Raw genomic sequence first — 24,015 nt, 5'->3', positions numbered from 1 at the left:
TCGCCGGAGGCGCCGGGCCCCGCCCCGCACCAGCATGAGAACTCCTGACCCACACCCACCCCATAGGAGCGACCATGTGCGGATTCGTCGTCTGCGCCGCAGACCCCGCCGAACCCGCCGGCGGCGACCTGCCGGCCCTCCTCGACCTCCTCGACCACCGCGGCCCCGACGAGACCGCGGCCGACCCGCCCGGCGGCCGCGTCCGCATGGGCTTCAAACGGCTCGCGATCATCGACACCGCCGGCTCCCACCAGCCCATGCGCACCGCCGACGCGCGCCTCGCCATCGTCTTCAACGGCGAGATCTACAACTACCTCGAACTGCGCGACGAGCTCGTCCGCGAGGCCGGCGCCGTCTTCACCACCCGCGGCGACACCGAGGTCCTCCTCGCCGCCTACCGCCACTGGGGCCCCGACCTCGTCCACCGCCTCCGCGGCATGTTCGCGTTCGTGATCCACGACGCCGACGCCGACCTCCTCTTCGCCGCCCGCGACCCCTTCGGGATCAAGCCCCTCTACTGGACCCGCCGCGGCGGCGCCGTCTGGCTCGCCAGCGAGAAGAAGGCCCTCCCCGGCCTCGACCGCGACCACGTCGACCCCGACGCGCTCGCCCACTACGCCACGTTCCAGTACGTCCCCGAACCCGCCACCCTCCACCGCGGCGTCCACCGGTTCGAACCCGGCCACTCGGCCCTGTTCCGCCCCGGCGCCGACCCGCGGCCCGTCCGCTACTTCCAGCCGATGTTCAAGCCCGCCAAGGTCACCGACGAGGAACGCCTCCACCGCGAGATCGAGGCCGCCCTCCGCGACTCCGTCCGCGTCCACATGCGGTCCGACGTCCCCGTCGGCGCGCTCCTGTCCAGCGGCATCGACTCCACCGCCGTCGCCGCCCTCGCCCGCGAGACCGACCCGCGCCTGCTCACCTTCACCGCCCAGTTCACCGACCCCGGCCTGTACGACGAACTCGAGGTCGCCTCCCGCTCCGCCGCCGAACTCGGCCTCGTCAACATCCCCGCGCCCGTCGCCGCCGAGGACGTCATCGCCGAACTGCCCCGCATCGTGTGGCACCTCGACGACCCCGTGGCCGACCCCGCGCTCGTCCCGCTCTACTTCGTCGCCAAGAAGGCCGCCGAGCACGTCACCGTCGCCCTCGGCGGCGAAGGCGCCGACGAGCTCTTCGGCGGCTACACCATCTACCGCGAACCCAGGTCCCTCAAGCCCGTCACCGTCCTCCCCGACCCCGCCAAGCACCTCCTCCAGCGCGTCTCCCGGGCCCTCCCCGAAGGCGTCAAGGGCCGCGGCTTCCTCGAACGCGGCACCGCCGAGATCGAGGAGCGCTTCGTCGGCAACGCCAAGATCTTCACCGGCGAGGCCAAGGAGCGGCTCCTGCGCCGCCCCGGCCCCGACGTCCGCGACGTCACCGGCCCCGTCTGGGACGAGTCCGCGCACCTCGACCCCGTCTCCCGCATGCAGTACCTCGACCTGCGCACCTGGATGCGCGGCGACATCCTCGTCAAGGCCGACCGCATGTCCATGGCCCACAGCCTCGAACTGCGCGTCCCGTTCCTCGACCGCGCCGTCTGGGACACCGCCGCCCGCATCCCCGCCTCGCACCGCCTCTCCGGCCCGCAGACGAAGGTCGCGCTCCGGCGCGCGCTGGCCCGGATCGTCCCGCCCTCGATCGTCGAGCGCCCCAAGCTCGGCTTCCCGACCCCGCACCGGCAGTGGCTCGCCGGGCCCCTGTTCGACTGGACCGACCAGGTCCTCGCCGAGGCCCCCTGCGGGCACCTGCTCGACCTCGACTACGCGCGCGGCCTGCTGCGCGAGCACCGCGACGGCGCCGACCACGCCCGGAAGGTGTGGGCGGTCCTGGTGTTCTGCCTGTGGTACGGGCAGATCGAGGCCGCACCGCCCCGCCCGGCCGCGCCCGCGGTCCCCCGGCGGCTGCCGCCGCTGACGGCCTCGATCCCGGTCCCGACCGCGGGCGCCCCGGGCGAGCCGGTCGACGTCGTCCCCGACTTCGTGCCCGCGCCGCGGCAGGAGTCCCCGCAGGGCCTCGTCCCCGGGTTCTGAACCGGGGCGGGCGCCGCGCGGCGCCCGCCCCGCCGCCTCACCCGAACAGGCGCTCGCCCACGTAGCCGCCCTCGGCCGCGCCGGGCGGGACCGCCCACACGCCCGAGCCCTCGGCGGTGATGAACTCCGAGAGCCGGTCCGAGGCCGCCATCTTCTCCTGCGCGTCCACGAACACCTGCGGGTCGGCCTGGAACGACACGAACAGCAGGCCCGCGTCGTACGGGTGCTCGGCGTGCATGTGCCCGTCGAGGTGCCCGTCCGCGGCCGCGTCCGAGGACACGTCGCCCTGGGTCAGGAACCCGTAGTCGTAGTTGAAGCCGCGCCGCACCATCGCCGCGTCGTGCACGACCGCGATGTGCGAGTCCGCCGGGACCGCCGGCAGGCCCGACGCGTCCAGGACCGTGAAGTCCGGGTGGTCGAACTCGCCGCCGCCGCTCAGCGGCACGCCCGAGTCGCGCTCGCGCCCGAACGTCAGGTCCTGGTCCTCGGCGCTGAGCATCGACCAGTCCGGCAGCCGCATCCGGATCTTCCGGAACACCAGGTACGTGCCGCCCTCGAACCACGACGGCTCGGCGTCCACCGCCCACACGCGGGCGTCGAACTCGGCGCTCCCGGCCCGCGGGTTCGCGCTGCCGTCCTTGAACCCCATGAGGTTCCGCGGGGTCCCGCCGCCGGCGGGCGCCGACGAGAAGCCCTGCTGCACCCACAGGAGCGAGCCGCGGCCCACGGCCCGCTTGCGCAGCTCCAGGAACGCGTTCGACACGACCTGCTGGTCGTCGCCGCAGACCTGGAGCAGCAGGTCCCCGCCGGACCACGCCGGGTTCAGCCGGTCGCCGTCGAACTCCGGCAGCTCGGTGAGCTTCGAGGGCTGCGCCGCCTCCAGGCCCGCCTTCGCGAACGCGGCCGGGCCGATCCCGAACGTCACCGTCAGCCGCGCCGGGTCCAGGCCCGCCGCCACCGCCTCCGCGTCGAACTGGTCCGGGCCGTCGATCGCGGCCTTCGGCGGCGTCTCCCCGGCGGCCAGCGCCGCGGCGACCGCCGACCAGTCCTTCAGCAGTGCTTGCAGGGTCGCGGCCACCGCGGCCGCGTCGAGCGCGGCCCCGGTCGCGAGGTCGGCCGCGGCGAGGTCGAACGCCGCGAACAGCGCGTGGCCCTGCGACGGCGTCTCGATCCCGGCCTGCCGCTCCCCGTAGAACGGCTCGATTGCGGCGCCTTCGGCTTCGGCGCCGGCCCCGTCGTCCCGCGCCGACGAGGCGATCGCCATGCCGACGCCCGCGCCGACCGCGGCCGAGACCGTCGCCGTCGCCAGCGCCGTCCGCCGCGTCACCGTCGCCTCGCCGTCGCCGCGCTCGGCCGGGGGCTTCCGGAACCGGCGCCACAGCCCGATCGCGACGTCGGCGACCACGAACGCCGCCAACGAGATCCCCAGCAGCGGGAAGCACCAGCCGATCCCGGCCGCCGCCGCGACGACCACCGCGACCAGCGGCCACGGCAGTTGCCGCAGCCCGCCGCGCGGGTAGGCCCGGCCCACGAGCGCGCCCTTGGGGCGGCGCTGCCACCACATCCGGTAGCCCCAGACGATCATGAGGACCAGCAGCACCATCGCCGCCGCGAGCACCAGCTGGTTCGGCAGGCCGAACAGCAGGCCCATGTGGGCGGCGATGAGCACGTTCGTCGCCTGCGCCATCGTCGGCCAGTCCGCGAACCGCAGCTCGTCCACCGCTTCCGGTGCGCCCGAAGCGGTGTCGACGACGAGCTGGTCCTGTTCGAGCGGCAGCGACCGCCGCTGCTCGGCGACGAGGTACTGGGTGGCCGACCCGGTCGGCAGCGTGATCTGCATCGGGTCGCTCATGCCCGCCTCGCGCGCGGTCGCGTACACGCCGTCGAGGAGCGCGATGGAGAACGCCGACGTCGCGGCGCCGGTCATGGCGTCGTGCCCGGCGTGGTCGCCGCCCGAGGCGCCCGAGTCCACGGTGAGCGAGGGGGTGGTCCAGTCCAGCGCGGCCCGCAGCTCCGCGACGCGCTCGCCCGCGTACCGCGACCACGTGACGCCGGTGACCGACAGGAACAGCAGCACCAGGACCAGCCACACGCCGACCGGCCCGTGCCAGGCGAGGGTCCGGGACCGGCCCGCGCCCGCGGGTTTCGGCCGCCAGAAGCCGCCGTCGCGCCGCCGGCGCGCGATCCACAGGACGAGGCCGCCGAGGGCCACGACCCACAGCCAGCTCGCGGCCAGCTCCGAGTAGAGCCGGCCCGGCTCGCCGAGGTGGAGGCTGCGGTGGAGCGTGGAGATCCACTCGCGGACCGGCCCGGCCTGCGAGGAGCCGTACGTCGTGGAGTGCCCGAGGACGTCGCCGGTGTACGGGTCGACGTAGACGACGGCGACGGCGCCCGACTCGCGGTCCGCGCCGTCGTCGACGAGGACCGCGGTCGAGGCGTCGGGCGCGGCGGCGGGCCGCACCGCCGTCACCGGCCAGTCGGGGTGCGCCTCGGTCACGGCGCCCACCTGGGCGGCGAGCGGCAGCGCCTCGCCGCCGGGTTCGACGGTCTTCAGGTCCCGGTAGAGGAGGTCCTCCACCGGGTAGGAGAGTGCATAGGCCAGGCCCGTCAGGGCCGTGACCAGGAGGAACGGTGCGATGAACAAGCCTGCGTAGAAGTGCAGGCGCAGCAGCGGCCGCCGCAGGGCGGCCTTCATTGTGGACATGGTTCGCTTTCTGAGCAGCCCGGATTCCGGGCAGGGGGTGGCGCCCGACGGCGCCGGGGGACGACGAGGATCAGAAAGCGGGCCGCGGCGGGCCGCGCCGCGAGATGGCCGCGTACGCGACCGGTTCCGGACGCGGCGCCCGCGTCCGGGGCGGGAGCCGGCGCGGACGGACCGCGGCCGGCGGGTTCAGGCCCGCGACGCGCACCAGGCGCGCGAACCACAGGGTGAGCAGTTCGAGCAGGGCCGCGAACGCGGTCTCGCCGCGCGCGAGCCACGACGCCTGCGCCAGGGCCGCGGCGACGTGGACCAGCCACATGCTCAGGCCCGAGCCGTGCGCGTGCGCCGCGTCGACGGCGCCGGCCTGGAACAGCTCGTGCAGGCCCCACTGGGCCGCCAGGCACAGCGGCGCGAGCACGAGGAAGCCGCGGCGGCGCCCGCCGGCGGCGTACGCGGCGGCGAAGACGAGCCCGAAGGCCGCCGCCGACTGGAGCGGCCCGGGCGCGTGCCCGCCGCTCCACAGGTGCAGCAGGAGCGAAGCCGAGCCCGAGACCGCGGCGAACACGGCGGCCCGCAGCAGTCGGAACGGCGTCCAGCTCACTTGCACGGCCGTATTCTGTCACGGCCGCGGACGCGCGGACGCCCCCGAGTCAGGGATCCGACTCGGGGGCGTCGCGGGTGTTCGTCAGGACCGCTTGCGGCCGTAAGTGAGCCGTCGCAGCAGCACCTCGAACGGGCCGCGCTTGCCGGCCTTGTCCATGAGCACCGCGATGACCACGGTCAGCGCCCAGGTCGCGAACGCGAACCCGAAGGCCGCCAGGTACCCCATGTCCTCGCCCAGGCCCAGGCCCCAGGCGGTGAGCAGCGGGGCCATGATGATCGACTGGAGCAGGTAGCTCGTGAGCGAGCGCTCGCCGACCGCGGCCAGCGCCCCCGGGAGGCCGCGGCGGCCGGAGCCGCGCAGCCGGTGCGCCAGGAGCGCGAAGCCGCAGATGTAGCCGAGCCCGGCGTACATGCCGCCGATGAGGGTCGCGTAGACGGCGGCGATCCACAGGGCCCGCGAGGGCTCCCACGCGCCGAGCGCGATGAGCGCCACGCCCAGCGAGCTGACGACGTTCACGACCATGCCCGAGACGAAGACCTTCTTGAGCTGCGGCAGGTGCGCCTCGGGGTGGTTCAGCCAGCCGGAGCGCTGGAGCATCATGCCCGCGATGATGAGCGGGAAGAACGAGCCGGTGAGGACGAGCGCGAGCGTGCCGACCGGCGAGGCGATGAGACCGGTGAAGATCTGGTCGAGGTAGGGCGGCCCGCCGGGGGCGCTCGGCGGCGCGCTGGTGCCGGTGTACAGGAACGCCATGGCCGGGGTGCCGATGAGGACGACGTACGCCGCCGAGCCCCACAGCCACTTCTTGAGCGACTTGTCGGAGAGGTGCACGAAGAACAGGGCGATGAGGCCCATGGCGCCGTACGGGGCGAGGATGTCGCCGAAGAACAGGAGCACGGCGTGCAGGAAGCCGAACGCGAGGAGCCACCAGGAGCGGCGGCGCAGGACCTTGCGGACGCCCTTGGCGTCGATGCCGCGCGCGAACATGCGCGAGGCCATGACGGCGATGCCGAAGCCGTAGAGGATCGCGAACATGGGGCGCGAGCGGTCGGCGATGAGCAGCTGCTGGACGAAGTAGGCGATGTGGTCGGCCGCGGACTGCCCGGTGTTGTGGTTGTACTTGTCGAGGCTCATGCCCCACAGGTGGATCGGGACGTTCGCGATCGCGATGAACATGAGCATGAAGCCGCGGGCGATGTCGGGCGCGAGCGAGCGCTCCGCCCTGGTGATGGGCGCGGGCGGGCCGGCCGGCCGCGGCGGGTCGGCGGTCGCATAGGGGGTGGCGGTCACGACGGGCTCCTTCGGGATCGGGACGGGTTTCCTGTTTCCGGTTCGAACTGCGCGGTGGGGTCCGCGCTTCTCAGTCTAGGAAATTCGCACCCTTTTCACGGTAGTGCCAGCCCCCGCTCCGCGCTCCCGTCTGCGGTACCGTTCCGGCTCCTCCTGAAGAATGATCATGTCCGCGCGGATGTCGTACCGCGGCAGTATTTTTCGATCGGGGGCCCACCGGCTGTCCGGTTCGTGGTAGACCCTCCGCGACGTTCCTGAAGACCCGGAGACACCGAAAGACCCCGCCGCATCAGCGGCGGGGCCTTCCGGTTCGCTTGCGTCCCTAGGGATTCAACCCGTCCTACGCCTTCGTGCTGTACCTCTGGTTCACTCGGCTACGCCTTCGTGCCGAACCTCTAGTTCACTCCGGCTACGCCTTCGTGCTGAACCTCTAGTTCACTCCGGCTACGCCTTCGTGAACAGCAGCGCGGCGTTGTGGCCGCCGAAGCCGAAGGCCGTGTTCAGGGCGGCGTTCAGCTCCACCTTGCGGGCCTCGTTCGCGGCGACGTCCAGGTCCAGGGCCGGGTCGGGGTTCTCGAGGTTGATCGTCGGGGGGATGACCCCTTCGGCGATCGCCAGGATCGCCGCGATCGACTCGACCGCGCCCGCGCCGCCGAGCAGGTGCCCGGTCATCGACTTGGTCGCGGTGAGCACCACGTGGTCGCCGACCTCGCGCTTGATGCCCTTGACCTCCGCCATGTCGCCGACCGGCGTCGACGTGGCGTGGGCGTTGACGTGGCCGATGTCCTTCGGGTCGATGCCGGCCTGCCTGATCGCGGCCGCCATCGCGCGCCCGCCGCCCCGGCACTCCGGGTCGGGCTGGACGATGTCGTAGCCGTCGGAGGTCAGGCCGGAGCCCGCCACGACGGCGTAGATCTTCGCCCCGCGCGCCTCGGCGTGCTCGCGGCGCTCCAGGATCAGCGCCCCGGAGCCCTCGCCCATGACGAACCCGTCGCGGTCGCGGTCCCAGGGCCGGGAGGCGTGCTCGGGGTCGTCGTTGCGGGTCGACATGGCCTTCATCGAGGAGAACCCGGCCATCGGCAGGCCGCCGATGACCGCCTCGGCGCCGCCGGCGACGACCACGTCGGCGCGGCCGGCGCGGATCATGTCGGCGGCCCAGGAGATCGCCTCGGCGGAGGTGGCGCACGCGCTGGTGGGGGCGTGCACGCCCGCCTGGGCCCCGAACTCGAGGCCGACCACGGCCGCGGGGCCGTTGGGCATGAGCATGGGCACGGTGAACGGGGAGACCTTGCGCGCGCCGCTCTCCTCCAGGATGTCGTCCTGGGCGAGGAGCGTGAGCGCGCCGCCGATCCCGGAGCCGAAGACGACGCCGAGCCGTTCCTTGTCGAGGTCGTCGCTCAGCCCCGCGTCGTCCCACGCCTGCTGAGCCGCGACCAGCGCGATCTGCTCGGAGCGGTCAAGGCGGCGCAGCCGGACCCGAGGCAGGACCTCGGACGGCTCGACCGCCAGCTCGGCGGCGATCCGGCAGGGGAGTTCCCGGGCCCACTCGTGCGTGAGCTGGTGGACACCCGACCGTCCGGCCACGAGTGCTTCCCAGGTCGACGCCACGTCCCCGCCGAGGGGAGTGGTCGCGCCGAGCCCGGTCACGACTACCTCAGTCACATTAACCCTTCTCGATGTAGGAGACGGCGTCGCCGACGGTCTTCAGGTTGGCGACCTCGTCGTCGGGGATCTTCACGCCGAACTTCTCTTCAGCGGCCACGACGACCTCGACCATGGCGAGCGAGTCGACGTCCAGGTCGTCGGTGAAGGACTTGCCGTCGGCGACATCGTCGGGGTTGACGCCCGCGACCTCTTCGAGAATGTCCGACAGACCTTCGCGGATCTCGTCACGAGACAGAGCCATGAGTTATTTCCTCTCGATAGTTACGGGCAGCGGATGACCTGCCCGGCGTAGGTGAGCCCGCCGCCGAATCCGAACAGGAGGATCGGGGCGCCGGAGGCCACCTTGCCACTTTGTACCAACTTCGACAGCGCCAGCGGCACCGACGCCGCGGAGGTGTTGCCGGAGTAGACGATGTCCTCGGCGACGACGCAGTCGTCGCTGAAGTCCAGCCGCTTGGCGATGCCCTGGATGATCCGCAGGTTCGCCTGGTGCGGCACGAAGGCCGCGAGCTCGGAGATCTTGACGTCGGCCTTCTCGGCGACCTTCTCGATCAGGGGCGCGAGCTGGGTGGTGGCCCAGCGGAACACGGTCTGCCCGGCCTGCTTGATGTAGGGCACGTCCTCCTCGATGCGGATGACGTCGGCCATGGACGGCTCCGAGCCCCACACGACCGGGCTGATCGCCAGGGCGGGGTCGTCGGTGCCCTCGACGACGACCGCGCCGGCCCCGTCGCCGAAGAGGACGCACGAGGAGCGGTCCTCCCAGTCGGTGACCGCGGTGAGCTTCTCGGCGCCGATGACGAGGGCGCGCGTGGCGCTGCCGACGCGGATCGCCATGTCGGCCTGCGCGAGCGCGTACTCGAAGCCCGAGCAGGCGGTGTTGACGTCCATCGCGGCGGGGGCGTCGATGCCGAGCGCCTCCGAGACGCGGCAGGCGGTGTTCGGGCAGACGTCCTTGGCGGAGACGGTGGCCACGATGACCATGTCGATGTCGGCGGCGGTGAGGCCGGCGTTCTCCAGGGCCTGCCGGGCGGCGTGGGTCGCCATGTCGGCGACCTTCTCGTCGTCGGCAGCGATGCGGCGCTCCTTGATGCCGACGCGGGAGACGATCCACTCGTCGTTGGTGTCGACCATCTCGGCGAGGTCGGCGTTGGTGAGGACCTTCTCGGGCTGGTAGTGGCCGACGCTGAGGACGCGCGTTCCGTTGACGCTCACTCGACTCCTTCGGTGCTTGCGAGTTCGGCGGCGGCGGTGAGGTCGTCGGGGGTGTTGACGTTGTGTCGTTCCACGCCCTTGAGCGCCCGCTTGGCCAGGCCGGTGAGCGTCCCTGCCGGCGGCAGTTCGACGACCGCCGTGACGCCCAGTTCTCCAAGCGTACTCATGCAGGCGTCCCATCGGACCGGAGAGGTGACCTGGGCCACCAGTTGCTGCAAGGCGGCCGCGCCGCTGGCCACGGGCCTGCCGTCGCGGTTGGACAGGAGGGTCCGGACCGGGTCGGCGGTGGCGATCTCCGCGGCGACGGCCTCGAGGGCCTCCTGCGCGGGCGCCATGTGCGGGGTGTGGAAGGCCCCGGCGACCTTGAGCGGGATGATCCGGGCCTTCTCGGGCGGGTTGCCCGTGAGCTTCTCGATCGCGGCGACCGGTCCGGCGGCGACGATCTGGCCGGCGCCGTTGCGGTTGGCGGGCCAGGCGCCGGCCGACTCGATGGCGGCGAGGACCTCGTCCTCGACGCCGCCGAGGACGGCGGCCATGGTGGTCGGCTCGATGTTGCACGCGGCGGCCATCTCGCGGCCGCGGACGGCGGCGAGGCGGACGGCGGCCTCGGGGGTGAGGACCCCGGCGATCGCGAGCGCGGTGAGCTCGCCGACCGAGTGCCCGGCGACGACGGTCGCGGCCGCGTCGACGGCGGGGTCGGCGAGGAGGCGCTCGGCCGCGAGGAGCCCGGCGGCGACGAGGAGCGGCTGGGTGTTCGCGGTGTCGGTGATCTCGTCCTGGTCCGCTTCGGTGCCGAGGCGGACGAGGTCGAGGCCGATGGCGTCGGACCACTCGCGCAGCCTTGCGGCCGCTGCGGGGTCGTCGATCCACGGCGTCAGGAACCCGGGCTTCTGCGAGCCCTGCCCGGGAGCGAGAATGGCAAGCACACTAGAACTTTCGCATCGGCGGCATGGGATACGGGAGCAGTCAGAGGACTGAAAGCCCCGTCGGTTCTTGTAGGGAATCTACAACACTCGTTGTCAACTGCGAGAACGCCGGGTCACCGGCGAGTTCTCCAGGCGCCCTATGGTCAACCCCACACGAAGCACGAAGGCCTCATGCGGGTCGGTGGGGGAGAAACCGGTCACCTCCTGGATGCGGCGGAGCCGGTACCGGACCGTGTTCGGGTGGACGTACAGCTCGCGGGCGGTGCCTTCGAGGACGCCGCCGGAGGCGATGAACGCGTCCATGGTCTCCAGGAGCTCCCCGCCGGCGCGGCGCAGCGTCTGGAAGACGCCTTCGCGCAGGCCCTGGCGGGCCGCCTCGTCGCCGGCGATGGCGCGCTCGGGGAGCAGCTGCATGGCGGTGACGGGGCGGGGCGCGTCGGGCCAGGCGGGGGCGGCGCGGTGTCCGGCGACGGCGGCGAGCGCCGACGCGGAGGCGTCGGCGAGGCCGGTCACGGTGGGGCCCACGACGATCGGGCCGTCGCCGAACTGGCCGGTGAGCTTCTCGACGATCTCGACGGGCTCCTTGACGCCGCCGAGGAGGAGCACCAGGCGGGCGCCGTGGACGCCGGCGAGGATGTCGAGGCCGAGGCGGCGGGCGGCGCGCTGCACGGAGTGGAGGACGAGGGTGGCCTCGCCGCCGGGGGTGGCGCCGCAGACGACGGTGATCGTCTGGGTCTCCGACCAGCCGAGGGCGGCGGCGCGGCTGATGAGCTCGTCGGAGTTGTCGCCGCGCAGGAGCGCGTCGACGAGCATCGCCTGGAGGCGGGCGTCCCAGGCGCCGCGGGTCTCGGCGGCGCGGGCGTACACGCGGGCGGCGGCGAACGCGATCTCGCGGCTGAAGCGCAGCACCGACTCGCGGAGCTGGTCGTCCTCGCCGTCGGCGGCGAGCTGGGGCACCTGCTCCTCGACGACGTCGATGACGACCTGGATGAGGGCGACGGTGTGCTGGAGGCTGATGGCGCGCGCGAGTTCCAGGGGCGCGGCTTCGAACACCATGTCGGAGGTGCCGAGGTCGTCCCCGGAGGAGCGCAGCCACTCCAGGAACTGCCGCACGCCGGCCTGGGCCACCAGGGTCACCATCGAGCGCTGCTCGGCGGGGAGGTCGCGGAACCAGGGGAGGCGTTCGTCCATCCGGGTGAGCGACTGGGTCGTCAGCGCCGACGAGGAGCGTTCGATGTTCTGAATGGTCGTGGCCAGGTCCATGCCCTATAGCCTGCCAGACGTGGCGCGCGCCGCGCACCGACGTCGGTCGGAATACCGGGAGCGCCACTACTGTTGCCCGAGAGAGCACGAAATCAGCCAAGAACAGAGAGGCGGTCCTATGGCCACCGTTGAACTGACCAAGGACAACTTCGAAGCGACCGTCACCGGCAACGGCATCGTGCTGGTGGACTGGTGGGCCGACTGGTGCGGTCCGTGCAAGATGTTCGCGCCCACGTTCGAGGCCGCGAGCGAGCAGCACGACGACGTCGTCTTCGGGAAGATCGACACCGAGGACCAGCGCGAGCTGTCCATGGAGGCCGGGATCCAGTCCATCCCGACGCTCATGGCCTTCCGCGACGGCATCCTCCTCTACAGCCAGCCGGGCGCGCTCCCGCCGGCCGCGCTCGAGGAGATCATCGGCAAGGTCAAGGAGCTCGACATGGACGCCGTGCGCGCCGAGATCGAGAAGGAAGAGGCCGAGGAGGCGTAACGCCCCGGGCACTCCCCAGACTCCGCGGGGCGGGCGCGCCCGCCCCGGAACCCGAAGGGCCGCAGGCGATCGCCTGCGGCCCTTCGCACGTCTGCGGCTTAGGAGTCGCCGCCCGCCTCGCCGGCCTCGGCGGCCGTCGGGTCGGTGATCGCGTACTTCGCGGCGGCCTGGGCCGCCAGCTCCGGCTTGACCTCGCCGCGGGCGGCGAGCTGCTGGAGCGCGGCGACCGCGACCGACTCGGCGTCCACGTTGAAGTGGCGGCGCAGGGCCCCGCGGGTGTCGGAGTGGCCGAAGCCGTCCGTGCCCAGGGAGGTGTAGTCGCCCGGCACCCAGCGGCTGACCAGGTCGGGGACGGCCCGCTGGTAGTCGCTGACGGCGATGAACGGCCCGTCGGAGCCCGAGAGCTTGCGGGTCACGTACGGGACCCGCTTCTCGGCCTCGGGGTGGCGCAGGTTGTGCCGCTCGGCCTCGATCGCGTCGCGGTTGAGCTCGGACCAGGAGGTCACCGACCACACGTCGGCGGCCACGCCCCAGTCCTCGGCGAGCAGCTCGGCGGCCCGCTGCGCCCAGCCCATCGCGGACCCGGAGGTGAGCAGCTGTACTCGCGGCCCGGACGCCTCGGAGGTCGCGACCTTGTGGATGCCGCGCAGGATGCCCTCGACGTCGACGTCCTCCGGCTCGGCCGGCTGCACGATCGGCTCGTTGTAGACGGTGAGGTAGTAGAAGACGTGCTCGCCGTCGGCGTACATGCGCTTGAGGCCGTCCTGCATGATGTGCCCGATCTCGTACCCGAACGCCGGGTCGTACGAGACGACCGCGGGGTTGGTGTGCGCGATCAGGAGCGAGTGGCCGTCCTCGTGCTGGAGGCCCTCGCCGTTGAGCGTGGTCCGCCCGGCGGTGGCGCCGATGAGGAAGCCGTTCGCGAGCTGGTCGGCGGCGGCCCAGATGGCGTCGGCGGTGCGCTGGAACCCGAACATCGAGTAGAAGATGTAGAACGGGATCATCGGCTCGCCGTGCGTGTCGGCGGAGGTGCCCGCGGCGGTGAACGCGGCGAGCGAGCCCGCCTCGTTGATGCCCACGTGCAGGAGCTGGCCCTGCTCGGACTCCTTGTAGGAGAGGAACAGGTCGCGGTCGACGGACAGGTACTGCTGCCCGTGCGGCGAGTAGATCTTCGCCGTCGGGAACATCGCGTCCATGCCGAAGGTGCGGGCCTCGTCCGGGATGATCGGGACCCAGCGCTTGCCGGTCTCCTTGTCCCGCATGAGGTCCTTGAGCAGGCGCACCAGCGCCATCGTGGTGGCGGCCTTCTGCTTGCCCGAGCCGCGCCGGGCCGACTTGTAGGCGTCCTCGCCCGGCAGGTTCAGCGGCACGACCGTGTTGCGGCGCGAGGGGATCGACCCGCCCAGGGCGCGGCGGCGCTCCTGGAGGTACTCGTGCTCGGCCGAGCCCTCCTCGGGCCTGATGTACGGCGGCAGGTACGGGTTCGCCTCGAGCTGCTCGTCGGTGACCGGCATGTCGAGGGCGTCGCGGAAGCCCTTGAGGTCCTCGAGCGAGAGCTTCTTCATCTGGTGGGTCGCGTTGCGGCCCTCGAAGGTCGAGCCGAGCTTGTAGCCCTTGACGGTGTGCGCGAGGATCACGGTGGGCTGGCCCTCGTGCTCCATGGCGGCCTTGTACGCGGCGTAGATCTTGCGGTCGTCGTGGCCGCCGCGGCGCAGGTCCCAGATCTGGTCGTCGGACATGTCCTGCGCGAGCGCCTTGGTGCGCGTGTCGCGCCCGAAGAAGTGCTCGCGGATGAACGCGCCGGACTCGGCCTTGAACGTCTGGAAGTCGCCGTCGGGGGTGGTGTTCATGAGGTTCACCAGGGCGCCGTCGTGGTCGGCGGCCAGGAGCGGGTCCCACTCGCGGCCCCACATGACCTTGATGACGTTCCAGCCCGCGCCGCGGAAGTACGACTCGAGCTCCTGCACGATCTTGCCGTTGCCGCGCACCGGGCCGTCGAGGCGCTGGAGGTTGCAGTTGACGACGAACGTGAGGTTGTCGAGCTCGGCGCCGGCCGCGAACTGGAGCGCGCCGCGCGACTCGACCTCGTCCATCTCGCCGTCGCCGAGGAACGCCCACACCTGCTGCTGCGCGGTGTCGCGGATGCCGCGGTCGCGCAGGTAGCGGTTGAACAGCGCCTGGTAGATCGCGTTGATCGGGCCCAGGCCCATCGACACGGTCGGGAACTGCCAGTAGTCCGGCATGAGGCGGGGGTGGGGGTAGGAGGGCAGGCCGCCCTGCGGGCGCGACACCTCCTGGCGGAAGCCGTCGAGGTGGTCCTCGGTCAGGCGTCCCTCCACGAAGGACCGGGCGTACATGCCGGGGGAGGCGTGGCCCTGGAAGAAGATCTGGTCGCCGCCGCCGGCGTGGTCGCGGCCGCGGAAGAAGTGGTTGTAGCCCACCTCGTAGAGGTTCGCGGCCGAGGCGTACGTCGAGATGTGGCCGCCGACGCCGATGCCGGGGCGCTGCGCGCGGTGGACGGTCATGGCCGCGTTCCAGCGCACGTACGCGCGGATGCGGTGCTCGACGGCCTCGTCGCCGGGGTAGTGGGGTTCGGCCTCGACGGGAATCGTGTTCACATAGTCGGTGCTCGTGGACGCCGGGACGCCGATCTGGCGCTTCCGCGCGTGCTCGAGCAGCCGCTGCATGACGTAGCGGGCACGGGTGCGCCCGCCGGCGTCGAGGAGGCCGTCGAGGGATTCCAGCCATTCGCTGGTCTCCCCGGGGTCAGTGTCCGGCACTTGGGTCGGCAATCCGTCACTGATGGGCGGCCGGTTCTGTTCCGTGGTCACGGGCGATCCCTCGTTCTAAGACTGCGGCTTTGCAGGGTTTCTCTATGGCAGCAGAGTGTCATCGTTTTCTACCATCCTCCCTCGAATCTACCGCGACCCTCGTCCGCCCACCCGGGTTGATGCGACCGCGCCCACACTCCCCGCGACCTCGAACGCCGCTCACCTGCGCCCCCGCCGCGGGCCCGCGCGGCCGTGAGATCACGACCACGTGAACACTCCCGCACGTCCGCACGTCACGGGCGTGCGACCGTTTGCCGAAGGGGCTTCGCGAACGGGCGCGCGACTCCGCCATATGCCCCACCGAATATGCTCTACTCCATATGCTGTGGTTCACAGAGCGACGCGCTCTGGCATCCGACCTATGGAGGGGACAAGGTGAACGCTCCGAGCAGCCCGGCGGACGTGTCGAGCGTGGTGCAGCGACTCGGGCTCGACGGAGTCGAGGCGGTCATGGAGATCGGATTCGACACCGACGTGGACGCCGCCCTGCGGACGGCCGTCATCGAGGCCGTCGGCGAGCTCCTCGACGAGGACTCCGACGAGATCGTCGGCGCGGTCCTCCTGTGGTGCCGCGTGGAGGACGGCGACCTCGTCGACCTCCTCCTCGACGCCCGCGACCCCCTCGCCGACGACGGCGTCGTGTGGCTCCTGACCCCGAAGGCCGGCAAGCCCGGCCACATCGACCCGGCCGACATCGAGGAGTCGGCGGCCCTCGCCGGCCTGAAGTCGACCAAGACGCTGAACGCCTCCCCCGACTGGGTCGCGTCGCGCATGGTCGTCGCCCGCCGCTAACCTTCAGCGCGACAGACACCCGAGGCGCCCGCGAGCGGGGGCCCTGTGCAAGGAGCGCGCATGCCGATCGAGACCGGGGCCAAGGCCCCCGACTTCACGCTGAAGGACCAGCACAACCAGGACGTCGCGCTGGCCGACTTCCTCGGCGAGAAGCACGTCCTCCTCGTGTTCTACCCGTTCGCGTTCACCGGCGTGTGCGAGGGCGAGCTGTGCGGCATCCGCGACAACCTCGACGCCTACCAGTCCGACGACGTGCAGGTCCTCGCCGTCTCCGTCGACTCCCCGTTCGCGCACAAGGTGTGGGCCCAGCGCGAGGGCTTCGAGTTCCCGCTGCTGAGCGACTTCTGGCCCCACGGCGCGGTCGCCCAGGCCTACGGCGTCTTCAACGACGAGAAGGGCATGGCGAACCGCGGGACGTTCGTCATCGACAAGCAGGGCGTGGTCCGCTTCGCCGAGATGAACCTCCCCGGCGAGCCCCGCGACCAGTCGCAGTGGCAGAAGGCCCTCGCCGAACTCCAGGGCTAGAGCACCACTCTCCCGGGCGCGCCGTGCAACCCGCCGGCGCGCCCGCGGCGTCCTAGCGGCATCGACCCCCACAGGACGGGACCCATCGTGCACCGCAAACCCCTCGCCCTCGCCCTCGCGCTCCCGCTGGCCGCCGCCGGCTGCTCCTGGTTCGCCCCCGAGGAGGAGGACCTCGACTTCGCCGAGTACGAGCAGCAGCTCACCGAGACCTACAACGAGAGCATGCGCCTCTCGGCCGAGCTCGACGCCGCCGAGGCCCGGATCGCGCAGGCGTGCCTGGAGGCCCAGGGCTTCACCGTCCACGACCCGTGGGAGTTCCGGGAGGAGCCGACCGGCGAGCGCGAGACGTTCCTCGACACGCCCCCCTACGACTGGTTCCTGCCCTCCGCAGAAGACGCCGCGCGGCGCGGCTTCTGGCAGTGGACGACCCTCGCCGCCCCCGAGACCGTCGAGGACGGCGACGCGCTCCTCGCCGAATGGGACGCGTTCCAGGCCGAGATGGGCTGGTACAGCGTCGACTTCGGCGAGGACGAGCAGGAGGAGTACCCCTTCTTCGACCTGAGCGAGGAGGAGCGGTACGCCTGGTACGTCGCGTACGGCGGCGAGGCCTGGGCCGAGTTCCACCACCCCGACCTCGCCGGGATCGAGCCCGAGGAGACCGGTGACGGCGAGGAGGTCGAGGTCCCCGTGGGCGGCTGCAAGCTGGAGATGATCGAGGCCGTCTACGGCGGCCTCGAGGAGGGCCAGGACGAGCACACCGTGCGCCCCGAGCAGCCCGACGGCGACTGGACCCGCATGAAGGAGCGGTTCGCCGAGGAGACCGCCGACGCCGAGGTCGCGTTCACCGACTGCCTCGCCGACCGCGGCCAGGAGGGCTGGGAGTTCTACGAGGGCCAGATCCTCGTCCACGACTACCTCGTGGCCGCCGGCGAAGGCGTGTACGCGCTCAACTCGTACCCGGACGCGGGCGTGCGCTGGCCCGACCCGCCGGACGACGCCCCCGACGGCGACGACGCGCAGGGCTGGCTCGACTTCGAGCGGGCGCTGGCGGCCGACTTCGCCGAGTGCGGCGACGAGTCCGGTTACCGCGAGGCGGCCGTCCACGGCTGGCAGCAGGCGCAGCTGCGCTACTACCTCGACATCGAGACCGCGGTCTTCGCCTGGCACGACGAGATGCGCGAGCTCATCGCGAAGGCCCAGGAGGTCATCGGGGAGTGAGGTCCGCGTCGCCCCAGGGGCTCAGGAACACGTACGTGATCTGCGGGTACCGTTCGCGCAGCCGCGCCTCGGCGGCCCGGCTCGCGGCCTCGATCGCGGCCCCGTCGGCGCTGTCGCGGTAGTCGATCCGGGCCGCGACCAGGACCGAGGTCGGCCCGAGCTGGAGGGTCAGCAGCTCCTGCACGGCCGCGATCTCGTCCCCGGCCGCGAGCTCGGCGCGCACCGCCTCGCGGAACCGCGGCGGCAGGCTCCGCCCGATCAGGAGCGACAGGTTCGCGTGGCCGAGCAGGACCGCCACCACCAGGAGCAGCACGCCGATGAGGATCGAGGCGCCGCCGTCGTAGAGCGGGTCGCCGGTGGCCTCGGTGAGCGCCAGGCCGGCCGCGGCCAGGAGCAGCCCGACGAGCGCGGCGAGGTCCTCCAGGAACACCGCCTTCAGGCTCGTGTCCGGCGTGTGCTTCAGGAACCGGCGCGGGCGCACGTTCCAGTGCCGCGACTCGCTGCGCAGCTGCGCGATCGTGCGCGCGAACGAGACCGCCTCCAGGACGAACGAGACCGCCAGGACCACGTAGGACACCAGGAAGTCGGCCTCGCCGCCGCCGCTGATCGAGTGGAAGCCGTGCGTGATCGAGAACAGGCCGCCCGCCACGAACGTGAACGCCGCCGCGAGCGCCGCCCACATGTACGCGGTCGAGCCGTACCCGAACGGGTGGGCCTCGTCGGGGCGCTTCGCGCTGTTGCGCAGCGCGAGGTACAGCATGATCTCGGTGACGGTGTCGGCCGCCGAGTGCGCGGCCTCGGAGACCATCGCCGCGGAGCCGGACAGGACTCCGGCGACGAGCTTCGCGACCGCGATGGCGAGGTTCATCAGCCCCGCCAGGAGCACGGTCAGGACGCTCTCCGACTTCACTTCGCCCGCTTGGCCGCTCATCCTCCGAAGCTTAGGGCCTGGCGCGCCCGGTCCGAGCCGCGACGGCCGGACGCGCGCCCCGTCGCGGCATCGCGCTCAGTCGAGGAGGGCGAGGTGCAGGCGGAGCGCGGCGCCGGTGCGCTCGGCGTCGTCGGTGGCGAGGAGGTCGAGGATCGCGCCGCGCAGGACCGCGAGGACGAGGGTGCGCCGGGCCGGGTCGGCCCCGGGCTCGCAGGCGGCCAGGACCGCCAGCCAGTCGTCCACAGTGGCCTTCGCGAAGCCGGCCCACGCGCCGTCCGGCTCGACGAGCGAGCGGCCGTACGCCTCGACCCACAGCCGCAGGAGCGGGCGGTGCTCGGGCGCCGCGGCCCAGTCCCACAGCCGCGCGGCCGCGGCCGCCAGGCCGGCCGGCTCGCCGAGCCGGTCGAGGAGCGCCAGCTCGTCGGCGCGGGCGCGGGCGAGGAGGTCGCGGATGAGGCCGTCCTTGCTGCCGAACAGGAACAGCAGGACGCGGGGGCTGGAGCCGATCGCGGCCGCGAGCGGGCGCAGGGAGAGGTCGGCGAGGCCGTGCTCGAGCACGTACCGGTAGGCGGCCTCGCGCAGCTCGGTCCGGCGGGGGCTGGCGCTGTCCTGGGTCATGGCGCTAGCATAAGGCTACTGAAACGAGTGTTTCAGTGAGTTGCGAGCCTGGAGGTCCCCGATGCCCCGCCTCGACATCCGCGCCGCCGACCGGCCCGGCGACCTCGGCTGGATCGTCATGGCCCAAGGCGAGTCCTACGCCGCCGAGCACGGCTGGAACGCCGAGTACGAGGGCCTGGTCGCCCGCATCGTGGCCGACTTCGCCGCCGGGCACGACCCCGCCCGCGAGGCCGCCTGGATCGCCGAGGTCGACGGCGAGCGCGCCGGCAGCATCGCCCTCGTCGCGGCCGAGGAGGAGGGCACCGCCCGGCTCCGCATCCTCTTCGTCGCCGAGACCGCCCGCGGCCTCGGTCTCGGCTCCCGCCTGGTCGCCCACTGCCTCGACTTCGCCCGCGCCGCCGGGTACGCGCGCGTCGTCCTGTGGACCTCCAGCCTCCTCGACGCCGCCCGCCGCATCTACGAGGCCAACGGGTTCACCCTCGAGCGGGAGACCCCGTTCCGCGGCTTCGGCCACGACCTCACCGGCCAGGACTGGGTCCTCGAACTGAAGCCTCAGTAGACCGTCCGCCGCGCCCGCGGCGCCCGCCGCGCGTCGACCACCCTCGCGCGCATCGTGAACCGCCGCGCCGCCGCCTCGACCCGGGCGCGCCCCGAGGCGCTGAACGGCACCGACCGCCGCGCGAGCGCGCTCGAGACGTGCGCGGGCACCCCCTCCCGGTCCTCCGGCGCGCCCCGCGGGTCGGACCGCACCGGCTCGACCCCGAGCATCGTGGTCCACACCAGCCCGGTCCGCTTGCGCCAGAAGTAGATCCCGCGCACCTCCGCCCACGGCAGGTCCACCGCCGGACCGAGGCCGCGGCCCCGCCGCGCGGTCTCGGGGTACAGCCGCACGCCCTCGCGGTCGAACTCGGCCACCACCTGCCGCCTGGCGAGGTTCCGCCACCGGCTCAGGGGCCAGGCGGCGGCCCCGGCCGCGGCGAGCAGCGCCAGCGGCCAGCCGTTGGGGGTGCCCGCGGCCGCGGCGGCGACCGCCCCGGCCGCGACCGCGGCGCCGGCCGCGGTGCGCGCCGCGTCACGCCACTGAGGACGGTCGGTCACGCGCTCGACCGCGCGGCCGCCGGGGCGCTCGTCACCGGACATCGGAGATCCTTCGGGCCGAAGGGAGGGGCCGCCTCCATCGTCCCACGCCGGCCCGCCACGCGCGCCCCTCCGCCGCCCGGGCGGCGACCCGCTGCGGGCCCCCGCCGCCCGGGCGATACTGTGCGCTGACCTCGGAAGCGACCGGAAAGGACGTGCCCACCATGGTGGAGGCGAAGCGCTGGCGGGTGCCGATCGCGACCCGCGACCACACCGAAGGCCACCGGCAGGCCACCTGGCTCGAACTGTTCTTCGACCTCGCGTTCGTCGTGGCCGTCGCCCAAGCCGCCTCCCAGTTCGAGCACGCCGCCGCCGAAGGCCACCTCGGCGAAGGCCTCCTCGGCTACCTGTTCGCGTTCGCCGCGATCTGGTGGATCTGGGTCTCGTTCACGTGGTTCGCGAACTTCTTCGACACCGACGACGTGCCCTACCGGCTCCTCATGATGGTCATGATCGCCGGCTCGCTCGGCCTCGCCGCCGGCGTCCCGCAGGCCGCGCACCTCGACTTCCGCGTCTTCGTCGTCTCCTATGTGGTCATGCGACTGGCGTACGTCGCCCAGTGGGCCCGCGTGCACCGCTCCACGCCCGACCCCGTCATGCGCCGCCTCGCCGGCCGCATGATCGCGCTCACCGCGTTCGTCCAGCTCGGCTGGGTGGCGTTCCTCCTCGTGCCCGCCGAATGGCGCGTCGAGGCCTGGATCGCGTGGTTCCTCCTCGACCTCGCCGTCCCGGTCCTCGCCCGCTGGAACCCGCGCCTGGGCGGCCACTGGGGCCACATCCGGGAGCGCTACGGCCTGTTCACGATCATCGTCCTCGGCGAGGCCGTCGCCGCCGCCACGATCGCCGTCTCCGGCGCCGTGGACTCCGGGCTCGACTTCGACACCGCCCCGCTGCTCACCCTCGCCGCCGCCGGCCTCGTCATCGTCTTCGCCCTGTGGTGGATCTACTTCGACTTCAGCGGCGGCCACGCCTTCGACCGCGGCCCGGTCACCGTGTACGTCTGGGCGTACTCGCACTACTTCGTGTTCGCCGCCGTCGCCGCCCTCGGCGCCGGCACCGCGCTGGCGGTCGAGCGGATCACCGACCCCGGCCACGTCCACCTCGGCGACCGCGCCGTGGCGCTCGTCCCGGCCGTCGCCGTCGCCGTCATCCTCCTGACCACGCTCATGATCGAGGCGGTGAGCGAACGCGGCGTCGCCGCCGGGCACGTCGCCGCCAAGTTCGCGGCCGCCGCGGTCGCGATCGGCTCCGCGCTCCTCGCGCCCGTCCTGACCGTTCCCGGCGCCGCCGTCGCCACCGCCGCCGCGCTCGCCGGCCTCGTCCTGTACGGCGTGGTCGAGCAGCACCTCCGCTACCGCCGCTCGCCCGATACCGGGCCGGACGCCGCGGCACTAGGATCGAGCGACCAGCCCCCTTCGACCCCCGAGGTGACGCCGTGACCGCCACAGCCGAGACGGAAACCCCCGTTCGCAAGCGCCGCAGGCGGCTGCGCGGCACGATCGTCATCGTGGCCTCCGTACTCGTCCTCGCCTCCGCCGGACTCGTCGGCGCGGGCTGGTACTTCTCCGACGAGGTCCTCAAACCCGAGCACGGCGCCCCGGAGTACCCGCTCACGGTCGAGGCCGTCGGGACGCCGGACGGCGCGGCCCTCCCCGAGAGCGTCACCCTCCCGCGCGACGAGGCGACCGTCAAGCCCGGCACCTGGGGCCTCGCCTGGGACGGCGGCCAGGCCCTCATCGGCGCCGTCCTCGACGAGGACGGCGACTCCGTGACCCGCGCGGTCGACCGCGTCCTCTTCGGCGAGCTCGCCGAGGGCGAGCCCGTCCGCCTCGACACGTACGCCTACCGCGGCGACCCCGCGACCGCCCTCGGCCTCGACTTCGAGGAGGTCCAGGTCCCCACCCCCCTCGGCGACGCCCCCGCCTGGCACACCGCCGGCGCCCTCGACACGTGGGCCGTCATCGTCCACGGCCGCAACGCCTCCCGCGAGGAGACCCTGCGCGCCTACGAGGTCTACGCCGACCTCGGGCACCCCGTCCTCGCCATCACCTACCGCAACGACGAGGGCGCCCCCGCCTCCGAGGACGGCCTCCTCGACCTCGGCCGGGACGAGGCCGAGGACGTGATCGCCGCGATCGACTACGCCGTCGCCAACGGCGCGGGCGGCGTCGTCCTCCACGGCATCTCCATGGGCGGCGCGGCCGTCGCCATGACCGCCCGCACGATCGACGACCCCGCGATCATCCGCGGCCTCGTCCTCGACTCCCCGGTCGCCGACTGGGACTCCACCCTCGACCTCCAGGCCGACAACCGGGACGTCATCCCGCCGATCACCTGGGCCGCCAAGCGCGTCGTCGAGCTGCGCGCCGACCTCAAGCTGAGCGACCTCGACCAGCGGCGCCACGCCGGCGAGTTCGGGATGCCGGTGCTCCTGTTCGTCGACACCGAGGACGGGACCGTCGACCACACCGCGACCCTCGAGTTCGCCGAGCTGCTCGACCAGTCGCGGACCACCCTCGTGGAGTCCGCCTCCGGCCACACCGCGACCTGGAACGAGGACCCCGCGAAGTACGCGGCCGAGCTCGGGGCCTACCTCGGGTCGCTGTAGAGCGGGTTCGCCCCCGGCGGCGCCTCCGCCGGCGCCACCGGGCCCGGCGCGGTCCCGTCCCCGAACGGCGAGCCGCCGAGGCGCTCGCGGCCGTGCTCGGACAGCCAGTTCGCGAGGTCCGGCCCGGCGGGCACGACCTGCGTCGGGTTGATGTCCTCGTGCACGACGTAGTAGTGCCGCTTGATCTGGTCGAAGTCGACGGTGTCGCCGAACCCGGGCGTCTGGAACAGGTCGCGCGCGTACGCCCACAGGTGCGGCATCTCGGTGAGCTTGTTCCGGTTGCACTTGAAGTGGCCGTGGTAGACCGCGTCGAAGCGCACCAGGGTCGTGAACAGCCGCACGTCGGCCTCGGTCACGTGGGCGCCCATGAGGTACCGCCGCGTCGCCAGGCGCTCCTCCAGCCAGTCGAGCGCCGCGAACAGCCGCGCGTACGCCCGCTCGTACGCCTGCTGCGACCCGGCGAACCCGGCCCGGTACACGCCGTTGTTCACCTCGGTGAAGATCCGCTTGATCACCGGCAGCATGTCCTCGACCAGCGCGTCCGGCACCAGGTCCGGAGCGCCCTCGCGGTGGTGCGGGCGCCACTGGGTCGACAGGTCGAACGTGATCTGCGGATAGTTGTTGGTGACGACCTGCCCCGAGGGGACGTCGACGATCGCGGGCACGGTGATGCCGCGCGGGTAGTCCGGGAAGCGCTTGAAGTAGTGCTCCTGAAGGCGCTCGGAGCCGAGCACGGCGTCGCGCCCGCCCGGGCCGAGGTCGAACGTCCACGACCGCACGTCGTGCACCGGCCCCGGCGTCGCCAGCGAGATCGCGTCCTCCAGGCCGAGCAGGCGGCGCACGATGATCGACCGATGCGCCCACGGGCACGCCCGCGCCGCCACCAGCCGGTACCGGCCCGGCTCGACCGGCCACGCCTGCGCGCCCTCGGTCAGGCCCGCGATCCGCGGGTCGCCGATCGGCGAGGGCGCCTCGGGCCGCGCGGCCCGCACCGCCGCCGGGTCGGCCACGATCCGGTCCTCGATGTAGTTCGTGTCCCGCGTGAACTCCCCGCCGGTGACGTAGGCGCCCTTGGTCGAATGCTCGGTGTCCGCCGTGCGGGTCGGCTCGCTGTGCTCTCCCATGGGCT

At 72.7% G+C, this 24,015-nt stretch carries 20 protein-coding genes and 1 pseudogene; 8 read left to right on the top strand and 13 right to left on the bottom strand.

Annotated elements, in window-relative coordinates:
* Positions 1–74 precede the first annotated feature (74 nt).
* Complete coding sequence (asnB, locus tag EIW28_RS03820) at positions 75–2,072, top strand: asparagine synthase (glutamine-hydrolyzing) (RefSeq protein ID WP_125246357.1); 1,998 nt, start codon at positions 75–77, stop codon at positions 2,070–2,072.
* Between the two features lie 37 nt (positions 2,073–2,109).
* Here the strand turns inward: asnB and EIW28_RS03815 are convergent, their stop codons facing one another.
* The 8 genes and pseudogenes from EIW28_RS03815 to EIW28_RS03780 all read right to left on the bottom strand — a co-directional run bounded on the left by EIW28_RS03815 (position 2,110) and on the right by EIW28_RS03780 (position 11,736).
* Positions 2,110–4,776, bottom strand: coding sequence for a Dyp-type peroxidase (locus EIW28_RS03815; RefSeq protein WP_125246356.1), 2,667 nt, complete (start codon positions 4,774–4,776; stop codon positions 2,110–2,112).
* A gap of 70 nt (positions 4,777–4,846) precedes the next feature.
* The gene (locus tag EIW28_RS03810; RefSeq protein ID WP_125246355.1) at positions 4,847–5,380 is read right to left on the bottom strand and encodes a hypothetical protein; all 534 of its coding nucleotides are present in this window, start codon (positions 5,378–5,380) and stop codon (positions 4,847–4,849) included.
* A 78-nt stretch (positions 5,381–5,458) separates the two neighbouring features.
* Positions 5,459–6,667: a DUF418 domain-containing protein gene (locus EIW28_RS03805; protein ID WP_125246354.1), complete on the bottom strand. Its 1,209-nt coding sequence runs from the start codon at positions 6,665–6,667 to the stop codon at positions 5,459–5,461.
* Between the two features lie 444 nt (positions 6,668–7,111).
* Positions 7,112–8,329 carry a beta-ketoacyl-ACP synthase II gene (fabF, locus tag EIW28_RS03800; RefSeq protein ID WP_125246353.1) on the bottom strand — a complete coding sequence of 406 codons (1,218 nt, stop codon included), beginning with the start codon at positions 8,327–8,329 and terminating at the stop codon, positions 7,112–7,114.
* 1 nt (position 8,330) lies between these two features.
* Positions 8,331–8,567: an acyl carrier protein gene (locus EIW28_RS03795; protein WP_030159099.1), complete on the bottom strand. Its 237-nt coding sequence runs from the start codon at positions 8,565–8,567 to the stop codon at positions 8,331–8,333.
* 26 nt (positions 8,568–8,593) lie between these two features.
* Complete coding sequence (locus EIW28_RS03790; RefSeq protein ID WP_125246352.1) at positions 8,594–9,547, bottom strand: beta-ketoacyl-ACP synthase III; 954 nt, start codon at positions 9,545–9,547, stop codon at positions 8,594–8,596.
* A gap of 20 nt (positions 9,548–9,567) precedes the next feature.
* Positions 9,568–10,473, bottom strand: a pseudogene (locus tag EIW28_RS03785) (ACP S-malonyltransferase); the annotation flags it as partial.
* A gap of 93 nt (positions 10,474–10,566) precedes the next feature.
* Complete coding sequence (locus EIW28_RS03780) at positions 10,567–11,736, bottom strand: PucR family transcriptional regulator (protein WP_125246350.1); 1,170 nt, start codon at positions 11,734–11,736, stop codon at positions 10,567–10,569.
* A gap of 118 nt (positions 11,737–11,854) precedes the next feature.
* On the opposite strand from EIW28_RS03780, the gene trxA reads away from it, so the two are divergent.
* On the top strand, positions 11,855–12,226 hold the full coding sequence (gene trxA, locus EIW28_RS03775; protein WP_125246349.1) for a thioredoxin: 372 nt from the start codon (positions 11,855–11,857) through the stop codon (positions 12,224–12,226).
* 98 nt (positions 12,227–12,324) lie between these two features.
* Here trxA and aceE read toward each other — a convergent pair whose 3' ends face one another.
* Entirely contained in the window at positions 12,325–15,057 is a 2,733-nt protein-coding gene (gene aceE / locus EIW28_RS03770; protein ID WP_125246348.1) for a pyruvate dehydrogenase (acetyl-transferring), homodimeric type, read from the bottom strand.
* 375 nt (positions 15,058–15,432) lie between these two features.
* Here aceE and EIW28_RS03765 point away from each other — a divergent pair, with 375 nt between their 5' ends.
* The 3 genes from EIW28_RS03765 (at position 15,433) to EIW28_RS03755 (ending at position 17,592) form a co-directional block, all read left to right on the top strand.
* Entirely contained in the window at positions 15,433–15,849 is a 417-nt protein-coding gene (locus tag EIW28_RS03765) for a DUF3052 family protein (protein ID WP_125246347.1), read from the top strand.
* Positions 15,850–15,909: 60 nt separating this feature from the next.
* Positions 15,910–16,374 (top strand): peroxiredoxin, encoded by a 465-nt coding sequence (locus EIW28_RS03760; RefSeq protein ID WP_125246346.1) that lies wholly within the window; start codon positions 15,910–15,912, stop codon positions 16,372–16,374.
* Positions 16,375–16,461: 87 nt separating this feature from the next.
* Positions 16,462–17,592, top strand: coding sequence for a hypothetical protein (locus tag EIW28_RS03755; RefSeq protein WP_125246345.1), 1,131 nt, complete (start codon positions 16,462–16,464; stop codon positions 17,590–17,592).
* Here the strand turns inward: EIW28_RS03755 and EIW28_RS03750 are convergent.
* Together EIW28_RS03750 and EIW28_RS03745 are read right to left on the bottom strand one after the other, a co-directional pair.
* Positions 17,579–18,523: a cation diffusion facilitator family transporter gene (locus tag EIW28_RS03750; RefSeq protein WP_125246344.1), complete on the bottom strand. Its 945-nt coding sequence runs from the start codon at positions 18,521–18,523 to the stop codon at positions 17,579–17,581. The two genes, EIW28_RS03755 and EIW28_RS03750, sit on opposite strands and share 14 nt — an antisense overlap.
* A gap of 75 nt (positions 18,524–18,598) precedes the next feature.
* Positions 18,599–19,141, bottom strand: coding sequence for a TetR/AcrR family transcriptional regulator (locus EIW28_RS03745; RefSeq protein WP_125246343.1), 543 nt, complete (start codon positions 19,139–19,141; stop codon positions 18,599–18,601).
* A 61-nt stretch (positions 19,142–19,202) separates the two neighbouring features.
* Between EIW28_RS03745 and EIW28_RS03740 the strand changes: the two genes are divergently transcribed.
* On the top strand, positions 19,203–19,700 hold the full coding sequence (locus tag EIW28_RS03740) for a GNAT family N-acetyltransferase (RefSeq protein ID WP_125246342.1): 498 nt from the start codon (positions 19,203–19,205) through the stop codon (positions 19,698–19,700).
* Here the strand turns inward: EIW28_RS03740 and EIW28_RS03735 are convergent.
* Positions 19,694–20,281 (bottom strand): hypothetical protein, encoded by a 588-nt coding sequence (locus EIW28_RS03735; protein WP_125246341.1) that lies wholly within the window; start codon positions 20,279–20,281, stop codon positions 19,694–19,696. The two genes, EIW28_RS03740 and EIW28_RS03735, sit on opposite strands and share 7 nt — an antisense overlap.
* A 161-nt stretch (positions 20,282–20,442) precedes the next feature.
* On the opposite strand from EIW28_RS03735, the gene EIW28_RS03730 reads away from it, so the two are divergent.
* Both EIW28_RS03730 and EIW28_RS03725 read left to right on the top strand, forming a co-directional pair.
* Entirely contained in the window at positions 20,443–21,717 is a 1,275-nt protein-coding gene (locus tag EIW28_RS03730) for a low temperature requirement protein A (protein WP_232013813.1), read from the top strand.
* Positions 21,714–22,886: an alpha/beta hydrolase family protein gene (locus EIW28_RS03725; RefSeq protein WP_158630279.1), complete on the top strand. Its 1,173-nt coding sequence runs from the start codon at positions 21,714–21,716 to the stop codon at positions 22,884–22,886. The genes EIW28_RS03730 and EIW28_RS03725 overlap by 4 nt, the downstream gene beginning before the upstream one ends.
* On the opposite strand, the gene EIW28_RS03720 is transcribed toward EIW28_RS03725, so the two are convergent.
* On the bottom strand, positions 22,868–24,010 hold the full coding sequence (locus tag EIW28_RS03720) for a glutathione S-transferase family protein (protein ID WP_125246338.1): 1,143 nt from the start codon (positions 24,008–24,010) through the stop codon (positions 22,868–22,870). The genes EIW28_RS03725 and EIW28_RS03720 overlap by 19 nt on opposite strands.
* Positions 24,011–24,015 lie beyond the last annotated feature (5 nt).

This window comes from Glycomyces terrestris (assembly GCF_003933745.1).
Taxonomy (GTDB): Bacteria; Actinomycetota; Actinomycetes; order Mycobacteriales; family Micromonosporaceae; genus Glycomyces; species Glycomyces terrestris.
This window is presented reverse-complemented; position numbering and strand designations above follow the sequence as displayed.

Bases quoted from the DNA above. Each gene is read 5' to 3' on its own strand.
- asnB (WP_125246357.1), top strand. From the start codon at position 75: ATGTGCGGATTCGTCGTCTGCGCCGCAGACCCCGCCGAACCCGCCGGC.
- EIW28_RS03815 (WP_125246356.1), bottom strand. From the start codon at position 4,776: ATGTCCACAATGAAGGCCGCCCTGCGGCGGCCGCTGCTGCGCCTGCAC.
- EIW28_RS03780 (WP_125246350.1), bottom strand. From the start codon at position 11,736: ATGGACCTGGCCACGACCATTCAGAACATCGAACGCTCCTCGTCGGCG.
- trxA (WP_125246349.1), top strand. From the start codon at position 11,855: ATGGCCACCGTTGAACTGACCAAGGACAACTTCGAAGCGACCGTCACC.
- EIW28_RS03760 (WP_125246346.1), top strand. From the start codon at position 15,910: ATGCCGATCGAGACCGGGGCCAAGGCCCCCGACTTCACGCTGAAGGAC.
- EIW28_RS03750 (WP_125246344.1), bottom strand. From the start codon at position 18,523: ATGAGCGGCCAAGCGGGCGAAGTGAAGTCGGAGAGCGTCCTGACCGTG.
- EIW28_RS03745 (WP_125246343.1), bottom strand. From the start codon at position 19,141: ATGACCCAGGACAGCGCCAGCCCCCGCCGGACCGAGCTGCGCGAGGCC.
- EIW28_RS03740 (WP_125246342.1), top strand. From the start codon at position 19,203: ATGCCCCGCCTCGACATCCGCGCCGCCGACCGGCCCGGCGACCTCGGC.
- EIW28_RS03735 (WP_125246341.1), bottom strand. From the start codon at position 20,281: ATGTCCGGTGACGAGCGCCCCGGCGGCCGCGCGGTCGAGCGCGTGACC.
- EIW28_RS03730 (WP_232013813.1), top strand. From the start codon at position 20,443: ATGGTGGAGGCGAAGCGCTGGCGGGTGCCGATCGCGACCCGCGACCAC.
- EIW28_RS03720 (WP_125246338.1), bottom strand. From the start codon at position 24,010: ATGGGAGAGCACAGCGAGCCGACCCGCACGGCGGACACCGAGCATTCG.